The following is a 19,331-nucleotide window of genomic DNA, read 5'->3' on the forward strand; positions in this document are numbered from 1 at the left end:
TGTACGGACATAAGGCTGGGCTTAACCGCCTATGAAATTATCTACGCTTTGCCTAGGAGATTGGGTATATTCCTTATATTGTTGGCTTGCTATTTTTACGATGTGTCTAGCGAATGCGATCGCCTCTTTCCTACCTTGCTTGTCATAAATCAACCTCACCGTCTCACTCCCCGCCACCAGCATCAGCGTTACCTCTTTAGCCGAGCACCCATCCCGCAACGCCCGCTGCGCCACTCGCAGTTCCAAACTCGCTGCTGGCAACCCCGCCGAGTAGTGCTCCCACCGCGCCAATAGCTGCTCCCTCGAATTCACCTTTGGCGAGTCCGAGGCATCTAGTTGATTCCGCTCTCGTCCAACCGTCCTTCCAATCGCTCTAGCGACGCGATCAACGGCTGCTGCAAGGCCGACTCGGTCTTGAGTTGCCCGTTCCAACTGCTCGAGGCCGCAATTAACCGCCGCAACTGCTCCTGCAAGGTCGCCTGCGCATCGGAGTAAGTCTCGTCGCTGACGATACGCTGCAATTGCGCGACCAAGAGCCCCAAGCTCTGGTTCCAGTGCTGCGGTAACGCCGCTAAATCCTCCCCCAAGGTCTGGACGTGGTCTTCGAGGTGCAGAACTCGCAGCGTGTTCACGCAGATCTCGACCCGCAGCGGCTCTAAGCTGTTCTGCAACACGCTGGCCAATACGCTCTCCCACTGCTCTGGGGTCAAAGCGGGGGATGGGTTCTGGTTGCCGTTGTTCCCGTTGTTCATGCTGTCCATAGGTGATCACCTGTTGAGTTAATGGCACGTAGTCACTCACGTTCTCCTTGGCCCGCGACACCTGGGCCAGTCGCACCAGATCGGCCTGGCTAGTGGTGTACAGGGTCACTGCCCGCTTGGCTCTGGAAATCGCCACATAAAACGCTTCTCGATTCGTCGTTTCGCCCAGCAGCGCCAGTACCCGCTCCGCCGTCTTGCCCTGGCTGCTATAGGTGGTGTTCACCCAGGCGTAGTCGATGTACTGATTTCCGCTGAGGTTGATAGTTGAGGTTTGCCCTGCCCCATCTCGAACCACTGCCGTCCCATCCGCCTCCAGCCCCGTCACTACAAACCCCTGGCCATTACGGATTCCGGCTTGGGAGTTGTTGCGTGTCCACTTGAGCTTGTCGCCCACCGCCACCGAAATCGATTGCGTCGTGTACACCGTCTTTCGAGGAGACAGGGCAGGATTGATCGACAGTACTGACCCGTTCGGCGTCTCCAGCACCACCTGCTGAGCTTCGGGATTCACCGCGATCACCCGGTACTGCTCACCTCTGATCAACCCCTGCTTCCGGTAATCCTGAATTGGCACCAGCACATCACCCACGGAATAGGCTCTGGGATAGCTGGCTTGGGCTGTGGTCAGATCCTTGCGACGCAAACTCTGCATCACAAAGCTATCTACTCCCAAGCCCCCCTCATCCTGTAAGCCAGCCCGTATCGCCTGAGTCAAGGCAAGACGCTCCGCATTCGTCCCGGCCAGCACCAGCGTAGATTCCCGCTCCTCTGCCGACAGCGCCAAATAGTCTACCGCCACCTGCTGAATCCGCTCCTGGGTTTGAGTCCCCTCCTTGACACACCCTGCCTGGGCCAGAATTTCTATGCCTTCGCTGATCTGCCCCTGGGCCACTAGTTCTACAGCCGATCGCAACACCCCATTCTGCTGCCGCCGATGGGTCTCCAGATAAGCTGTCCCCATGCCCCCTGCCTGCAAACTCTTGAAGGGATTACCGGCTTCCACCGCTGAAAGCTGTCGGGTATCCCCGACCAGCAACACCCTGGCCTGCTCCAATGCCGCTCGCCGCAACAGGGCATGAGCATCCTTCATACTCAACAACCCCGCCTCATCGACAATCCAAAGCGTGGGCTGAGGTGGTTCATCCAACGGCTGAGACACCAACAGTCCAGCTACTGTCGTGGTCTCAATCCCCAGCGATTCTCCCAGCACATGGGCCGCTTCAGCGCTGGGGGCCAAACCCCGAAAGTTGTACCCCTGACCATGAGCTAACTCTCTCAGCACACTCAAAGCATAAGTCTTGCCAGCTCCCGCTACGCCTTGCCAGGCCATCACGGTATCCGGCGTGGTCGCTGCAAGCTCAACTGCGTTTTGCTGCTCGGGGTTCAGGGAATGGTTCACCAGACTGTCTAGCTGGGTGCCCCTGGGGACAATCGGTGCCACCTGCCCCCGGCCCTGCTGCATCAGACGAATGGTGTTGAGTTCCAGATTGAGTGCTGTCTGGGTGGTGAACTTGCCGTCGGCGACTCGGATAAGTTCGGGGCTGTGGGCGATCGCTCCCTCAATCGCCTCAAACCCCTGCACCCCCAGCTCGTGTTCAAAGATAAACCGCTCCAGCATCGTCCGCCGAAACACCGACTCCCGCTCTCCGCAGTGCTGGATCGCCGCGTCAATTACCGATTTAGCCGATGAGAATGTCTCAGGTAACAGGGCAACGCCTTCAGGCAACTCCGGCAGCTCCAAGCCTTTCAATTGAATCAGGGCATTCCATCCCCGCTGTAGAAGTCCCTCGTCCACCTCTTTGGGCTTCCGTTTCCGCGATACCAATGTGGCTGTCTCCCGCATGGCTCGGTTGTTCTCAGACCCCGTCGCCTCCCATTCCTCGATCAGCTTGAGGATTTGCTGCCTGCGGGTCGAGAATGCCTTGAGCAGTTCTGGAGAATACCCAGCCAGCTCAAACTGTCCATGAGCCTTCGGCTCAATCTGGTAGCCCTGCTGCCTCAGCGCGACCGCCAGCTCATTCTGGTAAATCTGGCCCAGGAGTTTTTGGTTAGCGATCGCCGCCTCATTACTCAAGCTAAACCACCGCCCATCCTCCAACTGCGTCGCGTTCATCACTACACAATGGCTGTGCAGCTGCGGCTCTGCCTCCCGACTGGTGGAGTGGGTAAACACCGCTGCCGCGATATTGCCGGTCGTCACCTTTGTCCGGCCCGCTTCCGTTGAAACCCTGGTCTGGGCGTAGCGTTCTTCCAACACCGATAGAGCTTTCGCTACCGCCTGATGATGGGCCTCCAACACCCGCTCGTCCTGCTGCACCAGAGCCGCAATGCTGACACTCTTGGGGGAGCTGAAGGTAAAGTCTGTCGCCGCCCGCCGCTTTTCTCGGGCAATTGTTTTTCCAGCTAGGGATTGTCCCCCTGGAGCTTCACCGGAAAGCATCTGGCTGAACTCCTGCTGATTGACGACCCCAGCCAGACCCAACGACGCAGCCCCTTTCCCCACCCACTTGGTCGGGTGAGCCGCTTCTTCAGCCGAGTAATAGTCCTCGTGGGTGTAGTAGGTCTCCGCCTGAGCGGCAGACAGGTTGCTTGTGGAAAGCATGGAGAAGCGAGGTTAAAAACACGACGCCACCCTGGAGCGAAAGCGATAGCGTCTTCAAAAGAGGTAGAAACCCTGGGGGGAGAGCCGTTGCCCGGTTTTTGCCAAAACCTTGGCGTACTGTGTGGCCCCTCCGCGAAGCCCCCTATCGGGGGCGCAGCATCGAAGACCAACCTGATTTAGCTAACATTGTATAACCATTTTTCGGGTATTGCCGACTTAAAAGTAAACTTAATTAACCTTTTACATCCTATAAGGTTAGATCGCCCTATGGTGAAGGGGTAGCGTTCTGGGTTTCACAATGAAACTTGCTCCAGTTATCCCACCTGTGGTTCAGTTAGCCGCTGATTTAGGCTCGTCGGCCTCCAAGCTGTTCTACCAGGTTCAGTCCAATCAATGCGCTCCGATTTGGATGGGAGCGGAAGTGGTGGATGGCTTATCTTCAATTGTTCTCTCCGGGGTGAGTACCGCTGGTCGTCCCCAAGACATGGCTTGGTTAGAGTTGGATAAGGATGTGGTGATAGTGGGTGAGGCGGCTAAAGCGTTTTTGGACATGAATAGCCTGTCCGCCAAGAAGTATGAGCAGGCGGTTTATAAGCTGGCGGCGGCGTTGGGGGTGATCGCTGAGATTGAACAGTTGCCCAATCGCTATCAGGCCGAGGTCTGGTTGGCCCTACCGTTGGGTGAATTCTCGACCCAGTCGGTGATCGAGTCTCGATTCAGAAACCTGTGCCAAAAGGGGTTTACCTGTCGCGGGAAATTTCAACAGGTGGATTTGACCTTCAAGTGCTATCCCGAAGGCTTTGGCCTCTATCTCATCCGCAAGCAGCATCTAGCTCGCATCGGCGAGGTAATCGAGCAACGCCGAACCACGGTCATGATGATGGGGCACCGCAATCTGTCGCTGCTGGCTTTTGACAATGGCAAGCTGAACATGAATGGCACCAACTCAGATGGCCCTGGCTTTTGGTTCTTCTTTGAAAAAGGAGCACGGTCAGCTGGAGTAACCACCCCCGATTACCCTGCTTTGATGCGAGCCTTAAGTTCGGGTGACCCTCATCAGGTCGCTCCATCCCAGGCTGGAGTGGTGGACTTTTCTGAAGCTGTGGCATCGGTTCAAACTCTCTACCGCAAAGCTGTGATGACCTACCTGCGCGATAACCTGCTGAAACGAATGGCGGAGCATTCGGTCGATGTGGTGATCAGTGGTGGAGCCTCCCGCATGATTTATGAGCCGCTGGTGGACTTCTTTGACGACCTTCGAGCTCTAGGGCGGGTGGAATTTATCGACGGTACCAACGCCGCCTTAACCCAGGTGGTTAGTACTCTGCCTGAATTTAGCCAGAATCCTACCCTGGCCGGTCGAATGGCGGATGGTTATGGTTTATTCTTAGGACTCATCGGATCATCGACGCCGGTTGCCCCCTAGAGGAGACGGTCATGCCACGCAAAGCCGGGACGGGAACCAAAAGCGAGCGCCAGCGCATTCAGTTTGCCTACAATGCTGACCGGGAGATGGCGATTGGGGTGGTGTTTCGCTACCTGATCGACAATCCCCTGATGTCGAGTCGAGAAGGCAAGCATAAGGGGTTAGATGCAATGTCGGCGTTTTGGAAACCGTTTGCCTACCAGGCCTGTACGGATGCTACCGAGGAAGACCTCCATGCCCTGGCGCGAGAGTCGATGGAGGCGTTGGCCCATCAGATGGCGCTGATTAGCAGCACCTTTGGTGTGGAGCCGCCCAAGACGGAAAACACCCCGCAGCAGGAGCAACTGCGGGAGATGATTCAGCAGGCGGTGACTGCGGCTATGTTGAATCTGGTGGGGTCAGGAGCGATTGCGATGCCTCAGAGTCACCCATCAGGTGGATCTGCCACTCCTGCTCCGCTCGAAGGAGTGGGTGTCGATGATGCCATGTTTGCCGGGTTAACCGCCTCTTCAGCTAAGTAGGACAACGATGGAACTGACCCCCAAAACTCCGGAAACTGAGGCCGGGCACCAGGCCCGGCAGCAATACCTGACGCTGGCGCGAGAGGTGATTGGCGAGGAGAGCCTGGACTACACCAGACTCTATCAACAGTTTGCGGACAACGATTGGGCGGCCATCAAGCTGGATGATGCAGTAGCGCTCCAGGGCCTCAAGGCGGGGTTTACCCCAAAAGAGGTGGCGGTGCTGTTGCTTCAGAGCCCGTACATTCAGCACCAGATCCATCACAATCGTGTACCGGCTGCGCCGATGACGCAGTATGCCAAGGGAACGGTGATTAAGATGCTGCAGCAGTTGCGGGTGACACCGTCGGCTCAGCAGCAGGTGTCCAGACCCAGACCGCAGCGGCAACCGGGGATGGAGTTGGACTAGGACAGCTTGTCTTTAGCTTCTCTAACCATCTCTATCCATAAACATCTTTAAATCAGGTTCTACCCACCCTCCAGGGATTATGTCCCAGTACGTTAGTCAGGGGTTGGAGTGATGCAGCTCTTTGTCAATAAGCGTCAGGCTTCCGAATGCTTGAGCCTGAGTGATTCGACGTTGAAAAAGTATCGGCTCAATGGCGAGTGGATTGAGGGCGTCCATTGGGTCAGGATTAATAGTCGCTGTGTGCGCCATAACCTGGATCTGCTCAAGGATTGGGTGCAGAATCGGGGTAACCCAAATGCTCACCTGAAGGCCATCCAGACCTATCAGCAAGGACTTTTGAGCAATCAGCAGCGAAAACGATAGTAGTTTTGGTGCTGAATTAGGAGTCGGCTTGGAGCCTGGTTCCGGAAATGCTGCGAAGCTTTGGATGGGGCTATGGTGCAGGAACGAATGCACCCGAGATGGATGGGAAGCAGTACACTTGTTCAGCACTGTGAGTTAGTGCGTTATGATCCACATCATTCGCCAAAGAGCGGAACCTGAGCAGATGCGCCAGATGCTGGAGGCGCTGGGAATTTACATTAAACTAGCGGTAGATGTTGAGCGCCGTATCCTAGCTGGAGGAGGCGAGTTGCACGCAGACTGTGAGCTAGTCCTGCTGGACGATGGCAGCCAACAGCGCCAGGTCTGGGGTGCGGATTGGTATCCGCTCAGCCAAACAGTGGGCTACGAGTCGCTGATTAACATTCGCCCCAGCGCCAACAACCGTTCGATGACAATTCAAGATTCTGGTTTGCGGGACGATATCCGCCAGCTTGTGCAGTCTATCTTGGGCGACGTTCAATGGCAATAAACTGGGACATACTCAAGACACAGTACCTCCAGGCTAACCGGGCGACTCAACTCGATAGCCTAGCGCTGAACTTGACGCGCATCCAGCTGCTGGCCCGCAGTGGTACCGAGGAGTCAGTGGCCCAGCACCTGGTCAGGGAAAGTCAGTTCTTTATTGAGTGGGCGGTGCTCGGCATTAATCTGGAAACAGACATCGCGTTTGCCAGCGACTTAGTCGACCTACAACGGTTGCTGAGCCGATGGAAGCTGGGCTGGTCTGAGTTGTGGGCCAATGAGGCTAAGCGTCAGGAGATGGCAGCGCTGGCTCAGCAGTGGTGCGACCGCATTCACGGGCAGGGGGAGTTGTTGGCCAGTTGAGGGCGATCGCGCCAAATCCACGGCTTCACGTTACAGAACAAACCTAAACATCAGTAGGCCGCAGTTTATCCATCTTCAGCCGGTCTAAATAGCGTTCTTCAATCACCTTTGAAGAATTGCCAACCCACCGGGCAATGGTGGTAGACGAATGACCCGCTAAAGCCTGAAGAGTAATGAACGTATCTCGGCAGTTGTAAGGGGTCATCGTAGCCCCATCCTTTTCGTTCAATCCCAATGCAGTCGTCACGGTTGACCAGGCTCGTTGGTGGAAGTTTTTCTCGCTGATGATGCCACCTTTGGGGGCACGAAACACCAAATCCTCTGGCAGGCATTCGTCAGGCTTAATGGATTGCAATAGTTGCTGCAAACGCCCTGGGCAGGTGAACCAGCGTCTGACACTGGTTTTGGTTTCTTCGCGGCGTTCCTTCTTGCCTGACACTTCCACAATGCTTTCGTGGAAATGCACTTTGCTGCAATCCTCCGCCACACTACCCCAGCGCAAGCCAATAGCCTCGCAGGGGCGGCAACCGGTCCAAAACAGGAATTTCACAAAGGGAGCGTAGTGCTGATACGTAATGCCTTTGCCCTGATGAGCTTCAAAGGCTTCGATAATGCGATCGCGCTCCTCCACGGAATACGCCACAGGCGGCAGGGGCTTGGTTGGATCCAAAGCAAGATACATACCCTGGAAAGGGTTACTCGCCACCAGCTTATGCTGGATGCCCCAGTTACAAGCGGCTGACAACTGCATCAGGGTACGACGAGCCTGGGATTGGGTGGTGGCTTTGAGCAGTTGTTGACGAAACTTGAGCGGGTCTACCAACCCATCTGTCTTACACCGACCGATGTGGGCGGTGACGGGGTTGTAGGTGCCGTTGATCGTCTTGGGAGAAGCGTTAGGCGTCAGGTACTCCACGTAGCGCTCCCAGAGCGCCAACAGTTTAGACCCTGACTTAGCCACCTTGCCAAGCGATCCAGACGTGGTCTCAGGGCTACGAATCTTGTACTTCTGGTAGGTCGGGTCAAACTCACCGTACTCGATATCTCGCTGTACCTCGAAGGCTTTGTCCTGGGCCGTCTTGCGATTAAGCGGCGTATTGGACAGGCCCAGCGACACGAAATGGCGCTTCTCCCCATGGGTGAAGACCAGCTGTAAACGGTTGTTGGAGCTACGGATTGTGACGGAGCCTGACTTGGCTTTCCGATGCCTGCGTGTGGTGGTCGAAGTCATGGCGCTTCCCCACGGGAAATCGAGGATTGAGCGCATTGTACTTTATCTCAATCTTTATCTCAATCTGGGTGTTAAACCTGCCTAATTACCCCTAAAAATGCCCAACGCAATTTGAGCCTTGGTCGAACCGAGAGCCTCAAAACCCTTGCCAAATGGGCGAAAGGCCCGTTTTTGCTGGAAGCCGATGGCGGGATTTGAACCCGCGACCGCTCGATTACGAATCGAGTGCTCTACCACTGAGCCACATCGGCATATCTATATACAGTCTGTAAGTATAGCAGTGCAGAGCACCTGGTGAATCTATGGAGCTGTGGGGGAATTGTCAGGGGGAAGTCGGGTTGGAGTGGGTGGAGCAAAGGATGCTCTGAGCTGGGGAGGAGGATTCGGGGGCTTGCGGGGCGATCGCCCCTGCCCTAGTCCTTTTCGATGTACTTGCGAACACTGTTGAGATCGATGTAGCGATCAGTGGCGTTGCGCAGCTCCCGAGCAATCATACCTTCAGTGGAGACAACGGTGATATGCGTGTTCTTGGAGCGCAGCAATTCGATCGCTCGCTCAAAGTCCCCATCGCCACTGAACAGAACTACCTCGTCGTACTGCTCGACGGTATTAAACATGTCAATCGCAATTTCAATATCAAGATTGGCCTTTTGAGAGTAACGTCCGGACGTGTCGTCGTAGTACTCCTTAAGGATTTTAGTTCGCACTGTATACCCCAAGCTAATCAAGGCATCGCGAAATCCTCGCTGGTCTTGGGGATCCTTGAGACCTGTATACCAGAAGGCGTTGACCAGGGTAGCACCACCATCGAGACTTAAAAAATATTCCAATACTCGCTTAGGATCAAAAAACCAGCCATTTTTTTGCTGAGCATAGAACATATTATTGCCGTCTACAAAGATTGATAGACGTTTCAAACCATATTTGTTAGGCATAAATATTAGCGGTTAATTAATTTAGTGAATTACTATAGTCGATGTAGATGCGAGTGCAGTTAAACAAGAATTTTTGACGTTAATAGACAACCCTAGCAGTAGTGCTGGCACTCTTCAAGAAATAAGTAGACTCGTCTTTTGTGAACATCAATAGATATTGATAGTGTAACGGCTCTCCAGAGAAAAATCTAGACAATGACTTAGATATATTCTAGGAAAAGTTTTATCGTAGCGTCTTTAGCTCTAAAGGCTGCAACAAATTATAAGCTAAGGTAGGCTTGAAATTAATCTATAGGTCTTGGAGAATAATTTATCAAGACAAATACTTTGAAATCCTTGCCACGACTTTAGAAAAGATAGTGGATTACATTAGTAAGTCATATCCGTGAACGGTGACAGTTCTTCCTAATCATAAATGGCTAGGCCTTTAACTTCTATTCATTTACAGGTTGGATGCCATACGCTAAACCCTAAAATCTATCTTTCTAACAGTATAAGCTCTCACACCCGATTCTGGAATATCGTGCCACCAGAGGACTAGTATTGGCGGGCAGAAATATAACAATCCTTGCTGTGGGGGTTGGGTGCCGGATGCCAGGGGCCAGGAATAGTTAACTAACTTACGCCGCAGAGGATTGGGTGTTGTCATCAGTTGACTACTGGTGGCCCTAGACTCAAGGGTTGCAGCCCCTAGGCTGTCGTTGAGGTCGGGCATGGTCCTGCTAAGGGTAAGGGATGGCCAGATGGTGATGGCACGCCCCGGGGAGCGTTGCTGGTCCGGATCTCTGAGGATCGTAGGTCTTCAGGAAAAGTTTCGCAAAAGGTATGCCCGGTGGCCACCTCCAGGCGCTGAATTAGGGTTTGGTGCTGCCGCCCGTGGGAGCTGAGTGGGCTGGTATTTGACGCATTGACAATAAACACTTGGGTTTTGGGGCCCAGGGCGGGTCATCAATCGTGGCCCAAAGCTCGGTATATCAAGCCTTGCCCCGCCCGACCCAAGGGACAGCCAAGAGGCTGTAACCTTTGATTTTTGGAGCGTTTAGCCGCTAATTGATGCCAGCCCCTGGGCCCTCAGGGAGGCGGTCTGTCACCTGGCGCGGTTCAACCCATTGAGATGTGCGGCGGTGGGGAATGGGCAGAGGTTGCAGAAGGGCTCAATTGCGTTAACAATGGAAACCGTGACCTGGCGTATGCCCCTGCCCCGCATAGGGATAGTTAGCTCTGGGCGGGTAAGGAGGACGCTGCAGCCAGAGGCACCAGAATTGCAAAAAAGAGATGGTTTCACCACTCTATTTACCCATTCACGTTAAAAATAACTATGCTCAACCAAGCAATTGCTAAACTCCAGGTCTGGTTCCCCGCCGCTGAGGTACATGCCCACTGCGATGGCCCCTGCGGTGTCTACGACCCCTCTTCGGCCCGCGTTGCTGCTGAAGCCGTGCTGTCTATGACCAAAAAGCTGGTGGATTTGGAAATGCCCGCCGCTGGCGATAAGGCCGCCTCTGTGGCTTATCACAACACGTTTGCTCGCTACACCGCTATTAAAGAAGAGCAGGCTCAAATCGCTAAGGATGAGCTGCTGGTGCTGTGGACCGACTACTTTAAGCCCGTACATCTGGAGCAGTTCCCCGACCTGCACGACACCTTTTGGAAGGCGGCCAAGCTCTGCTCGGCCTGCAAGGTCGAGGTCAGCGTACAGCATGCTACCGAACTGATGGATGCGGTGCAGAAGATTCACACCATGTTCTGGGCGACCAAAAATCGCGATGTCTCCTGGTACACCGCCAGCTAATTAGTAGGTTAGGCGGGTGAGGGGATGAGAACGGGGGAAGCCTCCGATCGGTCTCTCCACCTGCCTTTTTCCCATTGTCCAAAGTTGGTGAGCCATTCTTTCGAACCCTTTTCGTCACCGCCGCTGCTGCTGCGCGATAGCCACCTGGCCGATGTTGGGCTGTGGCTCCTGCGGCGGCGGCGGCGGTTTCGCATTGTGGGGGATTCCATGCAGCCGTTGCTGGCCCCTGGGACTGAAGTTTTGATCAATCCCTTTGCCTATCGTCACCATCCTCCAGTTCCAGGAGATCTAGTGGTGGCCTATCACCCCCGCCAACCCGGCCTGAGGCTGATCAAGTGGGTGGTGCGGATCGAGGCTGAGGGTTGCTTTTTGCAGGGGCTGAACACGGCGGCCAGCACCGACAGCCGTGAGTTTGGCCTGGTGCCCTGGGAGGGGATTGTAGGTCAGGTGGTGTGTCGCTTTCCGTAGCGCTGCAAGAGGGGTCGCCAGCCGTTTGGCTCCAGGGGATTGGGTGGTCAGGACGGAGATGGTTGTAACAGAGACCTGTCGCTCCCCATGACAGAAAGTTACGTTTTCTCTCACTTTGGGCAGTTGGCATGGCTCTGCGATCGCCCCAAAACCTAGCCCAACAATTGCTTGTGCCGTTGTGTCAAAACGTAACGACGGCGTTCAAATAACGGCTCCGAAAGAATAGTTCACGTTGGTGCTCAAAAAAGTTCGTTAGGCTGAAATCATTGATAAATAAGGCCTACATCCATGAATACCCTCTCTCACACCACTGCCGTCAGGCCCAGCCGCTGGGTCGGGGCAGTGCTGTTTGCCCTCATGTTTTGGTTCAGCAGCAGCCTGCTGATGGATTTTGTGATTATGCCGGGCCTGTTTCTGGGCGGCATGATGAGCCAGCCCGACTTCGGCCCGACGGGCTACGCCATGTTTTGGGTGTTTAACCGCATCGAGCTGCTGTGTGTGGGCGTCATCCTCACCGGGTTGCTGGTCACCCACCAGGCTCGCCGCCGCGAGCAGGATGTGATGGTCAGTGGCATTCGCAGCCGCTGGGCCACTGAGATTGCCGTGGCGCTGCTGGCCATCACCCTGGTGCTCACCTACGCGATCGCTCCCGCCATGGGTGCCCTGGGTGCCTCCCTCGATCCCTTTGCCACCACGGCCGCTGTCCCGGCCGCGATGGACCATATGCACGGCCTGTACTTTGCCCTGGAGGCGCTGAAGCTGCTGGGCTGTGGAGCGCTGCTGAGCCTGTTTTACGTTGACTTGAGCCGCACTGAGGAAAGTTAGTCCGGCGCTCAATTAGTCCGGCGCTCAATTAGTCCGGCGCTCAATTAGTCCGGCACTCCATGCTGGTCATGGTATCGAAAGCCCCCGGTGGGCAATGGTTGCCCACCGGGGGCTTTATATAGGCGTGACCCAGCTCTCCTACAGCTGGGTGTTAATCAGGCTCTGGCGCGGGTTAGTGGTGCGGCTGTCGCGAATTTTTTCGTAGAGCTGGCGCTCAGTATCGCTCAGGGGAGCCGGAGGTGCAATCACCACTTTGATCAGCAGATCGCCGCGATCGCCCTTGGGGTTGGGCCAGCCCTTGCCCCGCAGCCGCAGGCTCTGGCCTGAGCGAATGCCCGCTGGCAAATTCATGGTGACGCTGCCGTCGGGGGTGGGGACGTCAATTTTGCCCCCCAGCACAGCTTCATCGGGGGTGATTGGCACCTCGGCACTCAGACTGTCCCCCTCCAGCTTAAAGAAGCTGTGGGTGTCGAGCTGCACCACCAGGTAAATGTCGGCGGGCTGTTTGGTGTAAGGGTTGAGGGGGCCTTTGCCCTTGAGGCGAATTTTGCTGCCCTGCTTAGCCCCAGGCGGAATCCGCACCTCGACGCTGTCGTTGCCAATGCGCAGGCGCTTTTGCGCGCCGTGGAAGGCTTCGCTGAAGGTGAGGCGAATGCTGGCCTCCTGGTCAAAGGACTGGCTCGGGGCCGCTGACTCGTAGCCAAAGCCAGCCCCCCCGGGTGCGCCGCCCGGCGCGCCATAGCCGTAGGTGCGTCCACCGCTAGGGGTCGAAAAGCGACCCAGTAGCTCGTTAATAAATTCGTCAAAGCTGCCGTAGGCGCTGAAGTCAAAGCCACCGTCGCCGGGGGTGCCGTAGGCTCCGCCAAAGGGACTGCCGTAGCTGCCTGCCCCAGCCCGGCTAGCCTGCTGCCAGTACTGCCCGTACTGGTCGTACTTTTTGCGTTTGTCGGCGTCAGAGAGCACTTCGTAGGCTTCGCTAACCTCTTTGAATTTGGCCTCGGCAGCCTTGTCGCCGGGGTTCACATCGGGGTGGTACTTGCGGGCCAGCTTGCGAAATGACTGTTTGATCTCGTCAGCACTCGCCGTACGGCTGACGCCAAGCACCGCGTAGTAGTCTTTAAAGCCCGTAGCAGCCATTCCAGTCCCTCCTAAAAACCCGCGCCTGTATTGGCCCAAAGGGGCCAGTTTAGTCCTTTCGGGCGGCTAAGCCAACGCCCATCGCCCCAAAGGCGATTTCATTGTAGTCAACTGTGGCCCTGGGGGGAGGACTTGTCAACCTCTGACCAGGGTTTATGACCTCTGGGTTTAGCCTAGCAAACCCACCGTCCGAGAGAAGTTCGGTTTTCCAGGTCGAAATCGGTATGGGTTGCTGATCCTGCTAGTTGATGCCGACTACGGCGTCGAGTTCGGCGTAGTCGGGCAGGGTGGTGTCGATGGCGAGGCCCCGGCGAATCACAACGCGATCGCTCTGGGGCCGCGACAACAGTTCGCCAACGTTGCGCGCTTTGAACACCACCAGGTCGGCGGGGCGGCCCACGCCAATGATGCCGGTATCGAGGCCCATGATCTGGGCGGGGGTGCGCGTCACCGCCTGGGGCCAGTCCCCCACCGGGCGATCGAGCTGGCCAATCCGCACCGATTGAGTAAACACTTCCACCATGTCGTGGTCGCCGTAGGCAAAGAAGGCGTCGCGGCAGTTGTCGCTAGCCAGGGCCACCGCCACCTCAAACTGGCGCAGCTCGGGCAGCAGGGTGACTCCCCGGTAACGGGGCATGCGGCCCTGCTGTCGGTCCTGCAGGTAGAGGTTGCACATGGGCAGGCTGACGACGCTCACCCCGGCGGTTTTGAGCAGGGCCAGGGTGTCCTGGACGCGATCGCCGGTTTGCATCGAGAGACTACAGCAGTGGCCGCAGTTGACCCGGCCCGCAAAGCCTCGTCGCAGCTTAGTTTCGGCGACAATGCGCAGCCCCTCCGCCTCGGGGTTGAGGCTCTCGTCAGCGTGGAAGTCGAGGTCCAGCCCCCGCGCCTCGGCCAGGGCAAAGGCCCGATCGATCTGGCCCTCTAGGCCCGGCTGAGGGTAGATCACGCCCCCCAAAATGCCGCCGTAGTGGGCCACGGTATCGGCTAGATCTTCCGCCTCGGGGCGATCGTAGTAGTCCATCGACACCAGGCTCACGGCCTGGAGCGTCAGGCGGTCGGCCCACTCCTGCCGCAGCCGATCGAACACCGCAAAGCTAATTTTCTCCTGGCCGTCCAGGCAGTCGAGGTGGGTTCTCACCGCCTGGGTGCCGTGGGCGTAGCTGCACCGCAGCCCAAAGGCCATACGGGGGTAAAGGTCGGCGGCGCTCCAGTGGCGGTGGTCAGCGGCGGCGGCCTCCAGCGCCGACCCAAAGGTGCCGTCTGGGTTGGGGGAGCGCAGCCAGGTCTGGCCTTTGTCGAGATGGGTGTGGCAGTCGGCAAAGCAGGGCCACAGCAGCCCCTGTCCCAGGTCGTAGCGGGGCAGGCCGTCATCTGGGTCATCGGTTGAATCGGCGGTGACGGGGGCCAGGGCCGCGATCGCCCCCGCCTGAACCCGCAGGTGAACGGCGACCAGGGCTTCTGAGCGGGGCGGGGCGGCCAGCTCAGCGATGGGGGGCAGCGAAGCGGCCGTTGCGTCCAGGCAGGCCAGGGGAATGCGGGCGTTGCGGAGCCAGTAGTTGGCGGGCTGTGCCGCCCGCAGATCCGTGAGGGGTAGAGTCATGGCTCCACGGTATCACTAAGTTTCCCTCCCCGCCTGCCGCCGCACTCTGGCAAGACTCTGGCAAGATTCTGGCGAGGCCCAGGGGTTGGCCCAGCCCACCTCCCCACGGCGATTAGTCCACGTAGATGCGCTCGATCGAAAAGTCCTGGATGGTGTCTTCGAAGCGGTTGAAGGTGACGCGCATTTCGTCGTAGGCGCGGGCCGTAGAAACGCCCCCCGGCGCGGGGCACTGCACCTGGAGCAGGGTTTGAAACGTCTCAAACTGCTCGTGGGTGTAAAGGGTCTTCTCGCACACGGGGCTGATAAAGCCTTCGATCGCCAGCTGGTTGAGCGCCGCTACCCCCAGGGGGCTTTGCAGCACAAACCGCCAGATCTGCGCCTGGTCGTCGTCGCTGGCCGGTTGCCAGACCCCGGGCAGGGCAGAATTTTCCTCTGCCTGGGCCAGCCCTCCGTTGGCTATACCGATACCTATGGCTGAGACCCCACCTAAAACCAGTAGACCGATACCAGCGGCCAGTCCGTACCGTCTTAGCAATTGCTTGCCCATAGCGTTCTCCTTGTAACTTCTGTAATTGAATTCGAGGGCGGGTGATCACGGCTGGCTAAAAATCTTTTGCCAGTAGCGTTGCTATGCCCGAAAAACAACCAGCTAGGGGCTGTAACTGTCGATGCCTGGGCCTTACCTAAGCCTTCAAAGGCTAATTGATGACCGCCCCGGTGATTGCAGTCTCATTCTAGGGAGCTAACCTGGGGTGACGGTCAGGGGTTACAAGAATTGCAACCAAAAGCCCTCATTGAAGTGACCCCCGATTTTCGGACACAAGGCTAAGAGCAGTATCCTTGTTCCACAGGAGGGGGCAACTATGAGCGCAAACCGACGACAGTACACAGCTGAATATGCCGCCCTGGCATCCCTGAATGGGGACATCAGCTTTGACCTGGCGCACTATATCGGCCAGCTCCAGACGCCGACCACGGTGGTACTGGGGGCCGGGTCACGGTTTTCGGCCCCAGCCCTGGTGAAGCGGTTGGCCAGTCTCAATCCCAACGCCGTGCAGCGGGTGATTGAAATCCCTGACTCAGGCGTGCTGCCCCACCTGGAGCACCCCGCCGTGGTGGTGGGTTTGCTGCGCCAGTTTCTCGCCGCCCACCGCCAAGAGCCCTGATTCCCAGCACCCTGGGTACTCGCCGGGCTCAGTTTCGCGCCAGCCACTTCTGGCCGTTGAGCCGCCGTAGGGTAAAGAGCACCAGCAGGTCCAGGGTAATTTTGCGCTCGTCACCCATGAACTGCTCAATGGTGCTGGGCTGGGAGCCTTTGTCGGCGAAGTAGAACAGCTTGGGGCTCGAAATGTCGTCTTTAGTAAAGGCAATGTTAAACTGGCGGTCGCCCCGCTGCCATTTGCCCTTCACATGCCAGTAGTTCTCCCCGAGGGCGGTCGCATGTACATTCAGCACCGCGTGGCTGAGCATGCCGATGAGCTGTGGGACCTGATGCAGAAGCCCAACACCCATACCTACATGTGCGGTCTGAAGGGTATGGAAGACGGCATCGACGAAGGGATGTCGGTGGCGGCTAACAAGCACGGTGTCGACTGGATCGAGTTCCGCAAGCAGATGAAGAAAGAGCATCGCTGGCACGTAGAGACCTACTAGGTCGCGTCTCAGCCAAAAAAAAGAAGGGCCGAAATGGCCCTTCTTTTTTTTGGCTAGCAGCAATCCCCTTACAATTGGGCATAGCGATCGCAGTTAAGGAAGTCAGGCCATTGGTTATGCGTGTCGGTTTGCTGGGGTAGGCTACCTGGCAGAAAATACTGAGTTCATTGGCGGCCCCAAGGCTCCCAGTGACCCCAGCGTCGGTCTGTTTGGCGGTACCAGCACCCTCACCGGCCAGATTGGCCTGCGTCCCTTTGACAACTTCAACCTGCGGCTGTTATACACCCGATCGAACCTGATGCCCAACGCAACAGGTCTGATTGGCGGTACCTTCGGCGAGCCCATCTACGGGTTTGTCAACGACGGCGCCGGGGGAGGCCTGACCAATGCCCCCGCCGACACCTTCCTGGTCAATTCCTCTCTAAGTTATCTAACACCTGAAGAATACGAACAAAAATGGAATGAACAACAAAAGAAAAAGCATGATATAAAAGAGTAGATCTCTTAATTCCCTTGATCTACTGTCCGAATCTAAGGGTTCACTTCACTCATCAATCCTGTCCCTGGTGGTTGTTGAACGGGCTGACTGCTGTTGCCGCCAAACATCACTATGGAGACGCTACTGACGCCTGCTGCCTTTACGTTTCTGGATCTCCTCAAAGAGACGAAATACAAAAGCCCTGCTTGCTGTTGACAGCCGCAGGGCGAGGCTTAGACTGGTACCGCTACGCGGAGTTCAGAATGCAACGTTCAAAAGAAACGCTGGCCTAGGCTTGCTCGGGCACAAACTCCAGGGAGACCCCGTTCATGCAGTAGCGCTGGCCGGTGGGGGCAGGTCCGTCGGGGAACACGTGGCCCAGGTGACCGCCGCAGGTGGCACAGTGGACTTCTACGCGGGTCATAAAGAAGGAGCGATCGACGGTGGTTGCGATCGCGCCCTCAATCGGTGCGTAGAAGCTGGGCCAGCCGGTGCCGCTGTTGAACTTGGTGTCGGAGGTAAACAGCGGCGTGCCGCAGGCCGAACACTTGTAGGTGCCGGGCCCGTAGACCTTGTCGAGGGGGCTCGACCCGGCGCGCTCGGTGCCGTGCTGGCGCAGCACCCGAAACTGCTCGGGGGTCAGCTGTTCGCGCCACTGATCTTCGGTTTTGTTGACAGTAAATTGCTCGTTAGAGGTTGCCATAGCGTCTATCCGTTGGGAAAAAAGTTCAGCGGTGAAATTGTTTAATAGCCAGGTGCCGCCAACCACAGCGGTCCCGGCTTCCAGGAGCTTACGTCGCTTCATGACCAGGTCAAATCATCGGTGAGTCTAGGGAGGTGAGGCGGGCAATCGTCCAGCGGCCCGTTTTATTTAACTTAACGTATCTGCCCCAGGCAACGCTGAAAGCCCCAGGAGAATTTGCCCCAACTCCCCTGAACCCCCGGTTCTTTAGTACGCTATGACTACTATTGATAACCCCTAGGGGCCGTCATCCATTAGCCTCTGAGGCCTTGAGGTTCGCCGCCCGCCATGTCAGCTATCGTTTCTGCCCCGTCCAAACGCCGCGATCGCGCCTGGCCCTTCTGGCCCGTGGTGCCCCTCTACCCCTACGACCAGCGACCAACCCTGCGGGTGGAGGTGGTCAAAGACACCGTCTGGACCTTTGAGCAGGTGCAGGGCATTTTCTACGTGGTGGTGCCCATTCGGATGACGGTGGTGCGGCTCGAACCGGCGGGCCTGCTAGTGTACTCCCCCGTGGCCCCAACCCCAGAGTGCATTGCCCTGCTGCGGGAGCTGGAGGAGCGCCACGGCCCGGTCAAGTACATCCTTATGTCAACGGTGACGGGGATTGAGCACAAGGTCTTTGTCGGCCCCTTTGCCCGGCGCTTTCCGGCCGCCCAGGTCTATGTCACCCCCAACCAGTGGAGCTTTCCGCTCAACCTGCCGCTGCCCTGGCTGGGCCTACCGCGCGATCGCACCCGCCTACTTCCCGCCGACAGCTCCCAGGCGCCCTTTGCCGACCAGGTAGACTACACCCTGCTCTCCCCCATCGACCTGGGGCTGGGGCCATTCGGCGAAACCGCCTGCTTTCACCGAGCCAGCCGCACGCTGCTGCTGACCGATGCGATCGTGGCCGTGCCCGAGGAGCCGCCCGCGATCGTACAGCTCGACCCCTTCCCGCTGCTGTTCCACGCCCGCGACAGCGCCGCCGAAGCGATGGTTGACACCCCCGCCAACCGCCGCAAGGGGTGGCAGCGAATTGCCCTGTTCGCCTTCTACTTTCGCCCCAGCACCCTGGAGGTAGCGACCACCGGGGAGATGTTCAAAGAGGCCAGGCAGGCCCCGGTGCGATCGCGCCGCCACTACTTTGGTCTCTACCCCTTCCGCTGGCGGGCCGACTGGCCCCAGTCCTTTCAGGCCCTGCACAATCGCGGGCAGCTCCAGGTGGCCCCCATCCTGCAAACCCTGATCTTTAACCGTGGCCCCCAGGAGGTTTTAGATTGGGCCAAAACCGTTGCCACGTGGAAGTTTGAGCGCATTATTCCGGCCCACCTGGCCGCGCCCATTGCCGCCACCCCAGAGCAGTTTTTGGCGGCGTTTGAGTTTTTGTACGCCGAACCGACCCCAGCGGCGGGAAGCTTACCCAACGCTGACTTCGATCTGTTGCGCCAGATCGAAGCCCTCTTGCTGAGCCGGGGAATTTCGCGCCCGCGTCAGCCTGCGCCCTCTGTGGACAAAAAATAGTCGATCAAAAAACAGAGGCCTGAGGGGCCTCTGCAA

At 57.3% G+C, this 19,331-nt stretch carries 21 protein-coding genes and 1 tRNA gene; 13 read left to right on the forward strand and 9 right to left on the reverse strand.

Going from position 1 to position 19,331, the window contains the following annotated elements; translation table 11 throughout:
• Nucleotides 1–21: 21 nt before the first annotated feature.
• A complete protein-coding gene (mobF, locus tag NF78_RS01725) occupies nt 22–3,363 on the reverse strand; it encodes a MobF family relaxase (protein WP_052049594.1) in 3,342 nt (1,113 codons plus the stop codon).
• A 298-nt stretch (nt 3,364–3,661) separates the two neighbouring features.
• On the opposite strand from mobF, the gene NF78_RS01730 reads away from it, so the two are divergent.
• The 6 genes from NF78_RS01730 (at nt 3,662) to NF78_RS01755 (ending at nt 6,928) form a co-directional block, all read left to right on the forward strand.
• Nucleotides 3,662–4,789, forward strand: a complete 1,128-nt coding sequence (locus tag NF78_RS01730) for a hypothetical protein (RefSeq protein ID WP_156119600.1) — start codon at nt 3,662–3,664, stop codon at nt 4,787–4,789.
• An 11-nt stretch (nt 4,790–4,800) separates the two neighbouring features.
• Nucleotides 4,801–5,310 (forward strand): hypothetical protein, encoded by a 510-nt coding sequence (locus NF78_RS01735; RefSeq protein ID WP_035984529.1) that lies wholly within the window; start codon nt 4,801–4,803, stop codon nt 5,308–5,310.
• Nucleotides 5,311–5,317: 7 nt separating this feature from the next.
• Nucleotides 5,318–5,719, forward strand: coding sequence for a hypothetical protein (locus tag NF78_RS01740; protein ID WP_035984530.1), 402 nt, complete (start codon nt 5,318–5,320; stop codon nt 5,717–5,719).
• Between the two features lie 111 nt (nt 5,720–5,830).
• On the forward strand, nt 5,831–6,082 hold the full coding sequence (locus tag NF78_RS28845) for a hypothetical protein (RefSeq protein WP_072015933.1): 252 nt from the start codon (nt 5,831–5,833) through the stop codon (nt 6,080–6,082).
• Nucleotides 6,083–6,227: 145 nt separating this feature from the next.
• Complete coding sequence (locus NF78_RS01750; protein ID WP_035984532.1) at nt 6,228–6,572, forward strand: DUF5674 family protein; 345 nt, start codon at nt 6,228–6,230, stop codon at nt 6,570–6,572.
• On the forward strand, nt 6,563–6,928 hold the full coding sequence (locus NF78_RS01755) for a hypothetical protein (protein WP_035984533.1): 366 nt from the start codon (nt 6,563–6,565) through the stop codon (nt 6,926–6,928). Before NF78_RS01750 ends, NF78_RS01755 begins: the two co-directional genes overlap by 10 nt.
• Nucleotides 6,929–6,971: 43 nt before the next feature.
• Here NF78_RS01755 and NF78_RS01760 read toward each other — a convergent pair whose 3' ends face one another.
• From NF78_RS01760 to NF78_RS01770, 3 genes are all read right to left on the reverse strand, one after another.
• Nucleotides 6,972–8,159 carry an Arm DNA-binding domain-containing protein gene (locus NF78_RS01760; protein WP_035988405.1) on the reverse strand — a complete coding sequence of 396 codons (1,188 nt, stop codon included), beginning with the start codon at nt 8,157–8,159 and terminating at the stop codon, nt 6,972–6,974.
• Nucleotides 8,160–8,338: 179 nt separating this feature from the next.
• Nucleotides 8,339–8,410 (reverse strand) — tRNA-Thr (locus tag NF78_RS01765).
• A gap of 162 nt (nt 8,411–8,572) precedes the next feature.
• Nucleotides 8,573–9,094, reverse strand: a complete 522-nt coding sequence (locus tag NF78_RS01770; protein ID WP_035984534.1) for an NYN domain-containing protein — start codon at nt 9,092–9,094, stop codon at nt 8,573–8,575.
• A gap of 1,318 nt (nt 9,095–10,412) precedes the next feature.
• Between NF78_RS01770 and sodN the strand changes: the two genes are divergently transcribed.
• From sodN to NF78_RS01785, 3 genes are all read left to right on the forward strand, one after another.
• Nucleotides 10,413–10,886 carry a superoxide dismutase, Ni gene (gene sodN / locus NF78_RS01775; RefSeq protein ID WP_035984536.1) on the forward strand — a complete coding sequence of 158 codons (474 nt, stop codon included), beginning with the start codon at nt 10,413–10,415 and terminating at the stop codon, nt 10,884–10,886.
• Between the two features lie 87 nt (nt 10,887–10,973).
• Complete coding sequence (gene sodX, locus NF78_RS01780) at nt 10,974–11,354, forward strand: nickel-type superoxide dismutase maturation protease (protein ID WP_225885202.1); 381 nt, start codon at nt 10,974–10,976, stop codon at nt 11,352–11,354.
• 288 nt (nt 11,355–11,642) lie between these two features.
• A complete protein-coding gene (locus NF78_RS01785; protein WP_035984538.1) occupies nt 11,643–12,179 on the forward strand; it encodes a hypothetical protein in 537 nt (178 codons plus the stop codon).
• Nucleotides 12,180–12,317: 138 nt separating this feature from the next.
• On the opposite strand, the gene NF78_RS01790 is transcribed toward NF78_RS01785, so the two are convergent.
• The 3 genes from NF78_RS01790 to NF78_RS01800 form a co-directional block, all read right to left on the reverse strand.
• Nucleotides 12,318–13,316 carry a DnaJ C-terminal domain-containing protein gene (locus NF78_RS01790; RefSeq protein ID WP_035984540.1) on the reverse strand — a complete coding sequence of 333 codons (999 nt, stop codon included), beginning with the start codon at nt 13,314–13,316 and terminating at the stop codon, nt 12,318–12,320.
• 241 nt (nt 13,317–13,557) lie between these two features.
• A complete protein-coding gene (locus NF78_RS01795) occupies nt 13,558–14,919 on the reverse strand; it encodes a cytosine deaminase (RefSeq protein ID WP_052049596.1) in 1,362 nt (453 codons plus the stop codon).
• A 112-nt stretch (nt 14,920–15,031) separates the two neighbouring features.
• Nucleotides 15,032–15,466: a hypothetical protein gene (locus NF78_RS01800; protein ID WP_052049599.1), complete on the reverse strand. Its 435-nt coding sequence runs from the start codon at nt 15,464–15,466 to the stop codon at nt 15,032–15,034.
• Between the two features lie 316 nt (nt 15,467–15,782).
• Here NF78_RS01800 and NF78_RS01805 point away from each other — a divergent pair, with 316 nt between their 5' ends.
• Nucleotides 15,783–16,085, forward strand: a complete 303-nt coding sequence (locus NF78_RS01805) for an alpha/beta fold hydrolase (protein WP_052049601.1) — start codon at nt 15,783–15,785, stop codon at nt 16,083–16,085.
• Nucleotides 16,086–16,113: 28 nt separating this feature from the next.
• On the opposite strand, the gene NF78_RS01810 is transcribed toward NF78_RS01805, so the two are convergent.
• Nucleotides 16,114–16,329 carry a DUF2996 domain-containing protein gene (locus tag NF78_RS01810; RefSeq protein WP_052049602.1) on the reverse strand — a complete coding sequence of 72 codons (216 nt, stop codon included), beginning with the start codon at nt 16,327–16,329 and terminating at the stop codon, nt 16,114–16,116.
• On the opposite strand from NF78_RS01810, the gene NF78_RS01815 reads away from it, so the two are divergent.
• A complete protein-coding gene (locus NF78_RS01815; protein WP_052049605.1) occupies nt 16,330–16,572 on the forward strand; it encodes a hypothetical protein in 243 nt (80 codons plus the stop codon).
• A gap of 298 nt (nt 16,573–16,870) precedes the next feature.
• A complete protein-coding gene (locus NF78_RS31725) occupies nt 16,871–17,071 on the forward strand; it encodes a hypothetical protein (RefSeq protein ID WP_035984543.1) in 201 nt (66 codons plus the stop codon).
• Nucleotides 17,072–17,339: 268 nt separating this feature from the next.
• Here the strand turns inward: NF78_RS31725 and msrB are convergent, their stop codons facing one another.
• A complete protein-coding gene (msrB, locus tag NF78_RS01825; RefSeq protein WP_035988416.1) occupies nt 17,340–17,753 on the reverse strand; it encodes a peptide-methionine (R)-S-oxide reductase MsrB in 414 nt (137 codons plus the stop codon).
• A gap of 327 nt (nt 17,754–18,080) precedes the next feature.
• Between msrB and NF78_RS01830 the strand changes: the two genes are divergently transcribed.
• The gene (locus NF78_RS01830; RefSeq protein WP_035984545.1) at nt 18,081–19,295 is read left to right on the forward strand and encodes a DUF4336 domain-containing protein; all 1,215 of its coding nucleotides are present in this window, start codon (nt 18,081–18,083) and stop codon (nt 19,293–19,295) included.
• Nucleotides 19,296–19,331: the final 36 nt, after the last annotated feature.

The sequence above is a fragment of the Leptolyngbya sp. KIOST-1 genome (assembly GCF_000763385.1).
In the GTDB taxonomy this organism is placed as follows: Bacteria; Cyanobacteriota; Cyanobacteriia; order Phormidesmidales; family Phormidesmidaceae; genus Nodosilinea.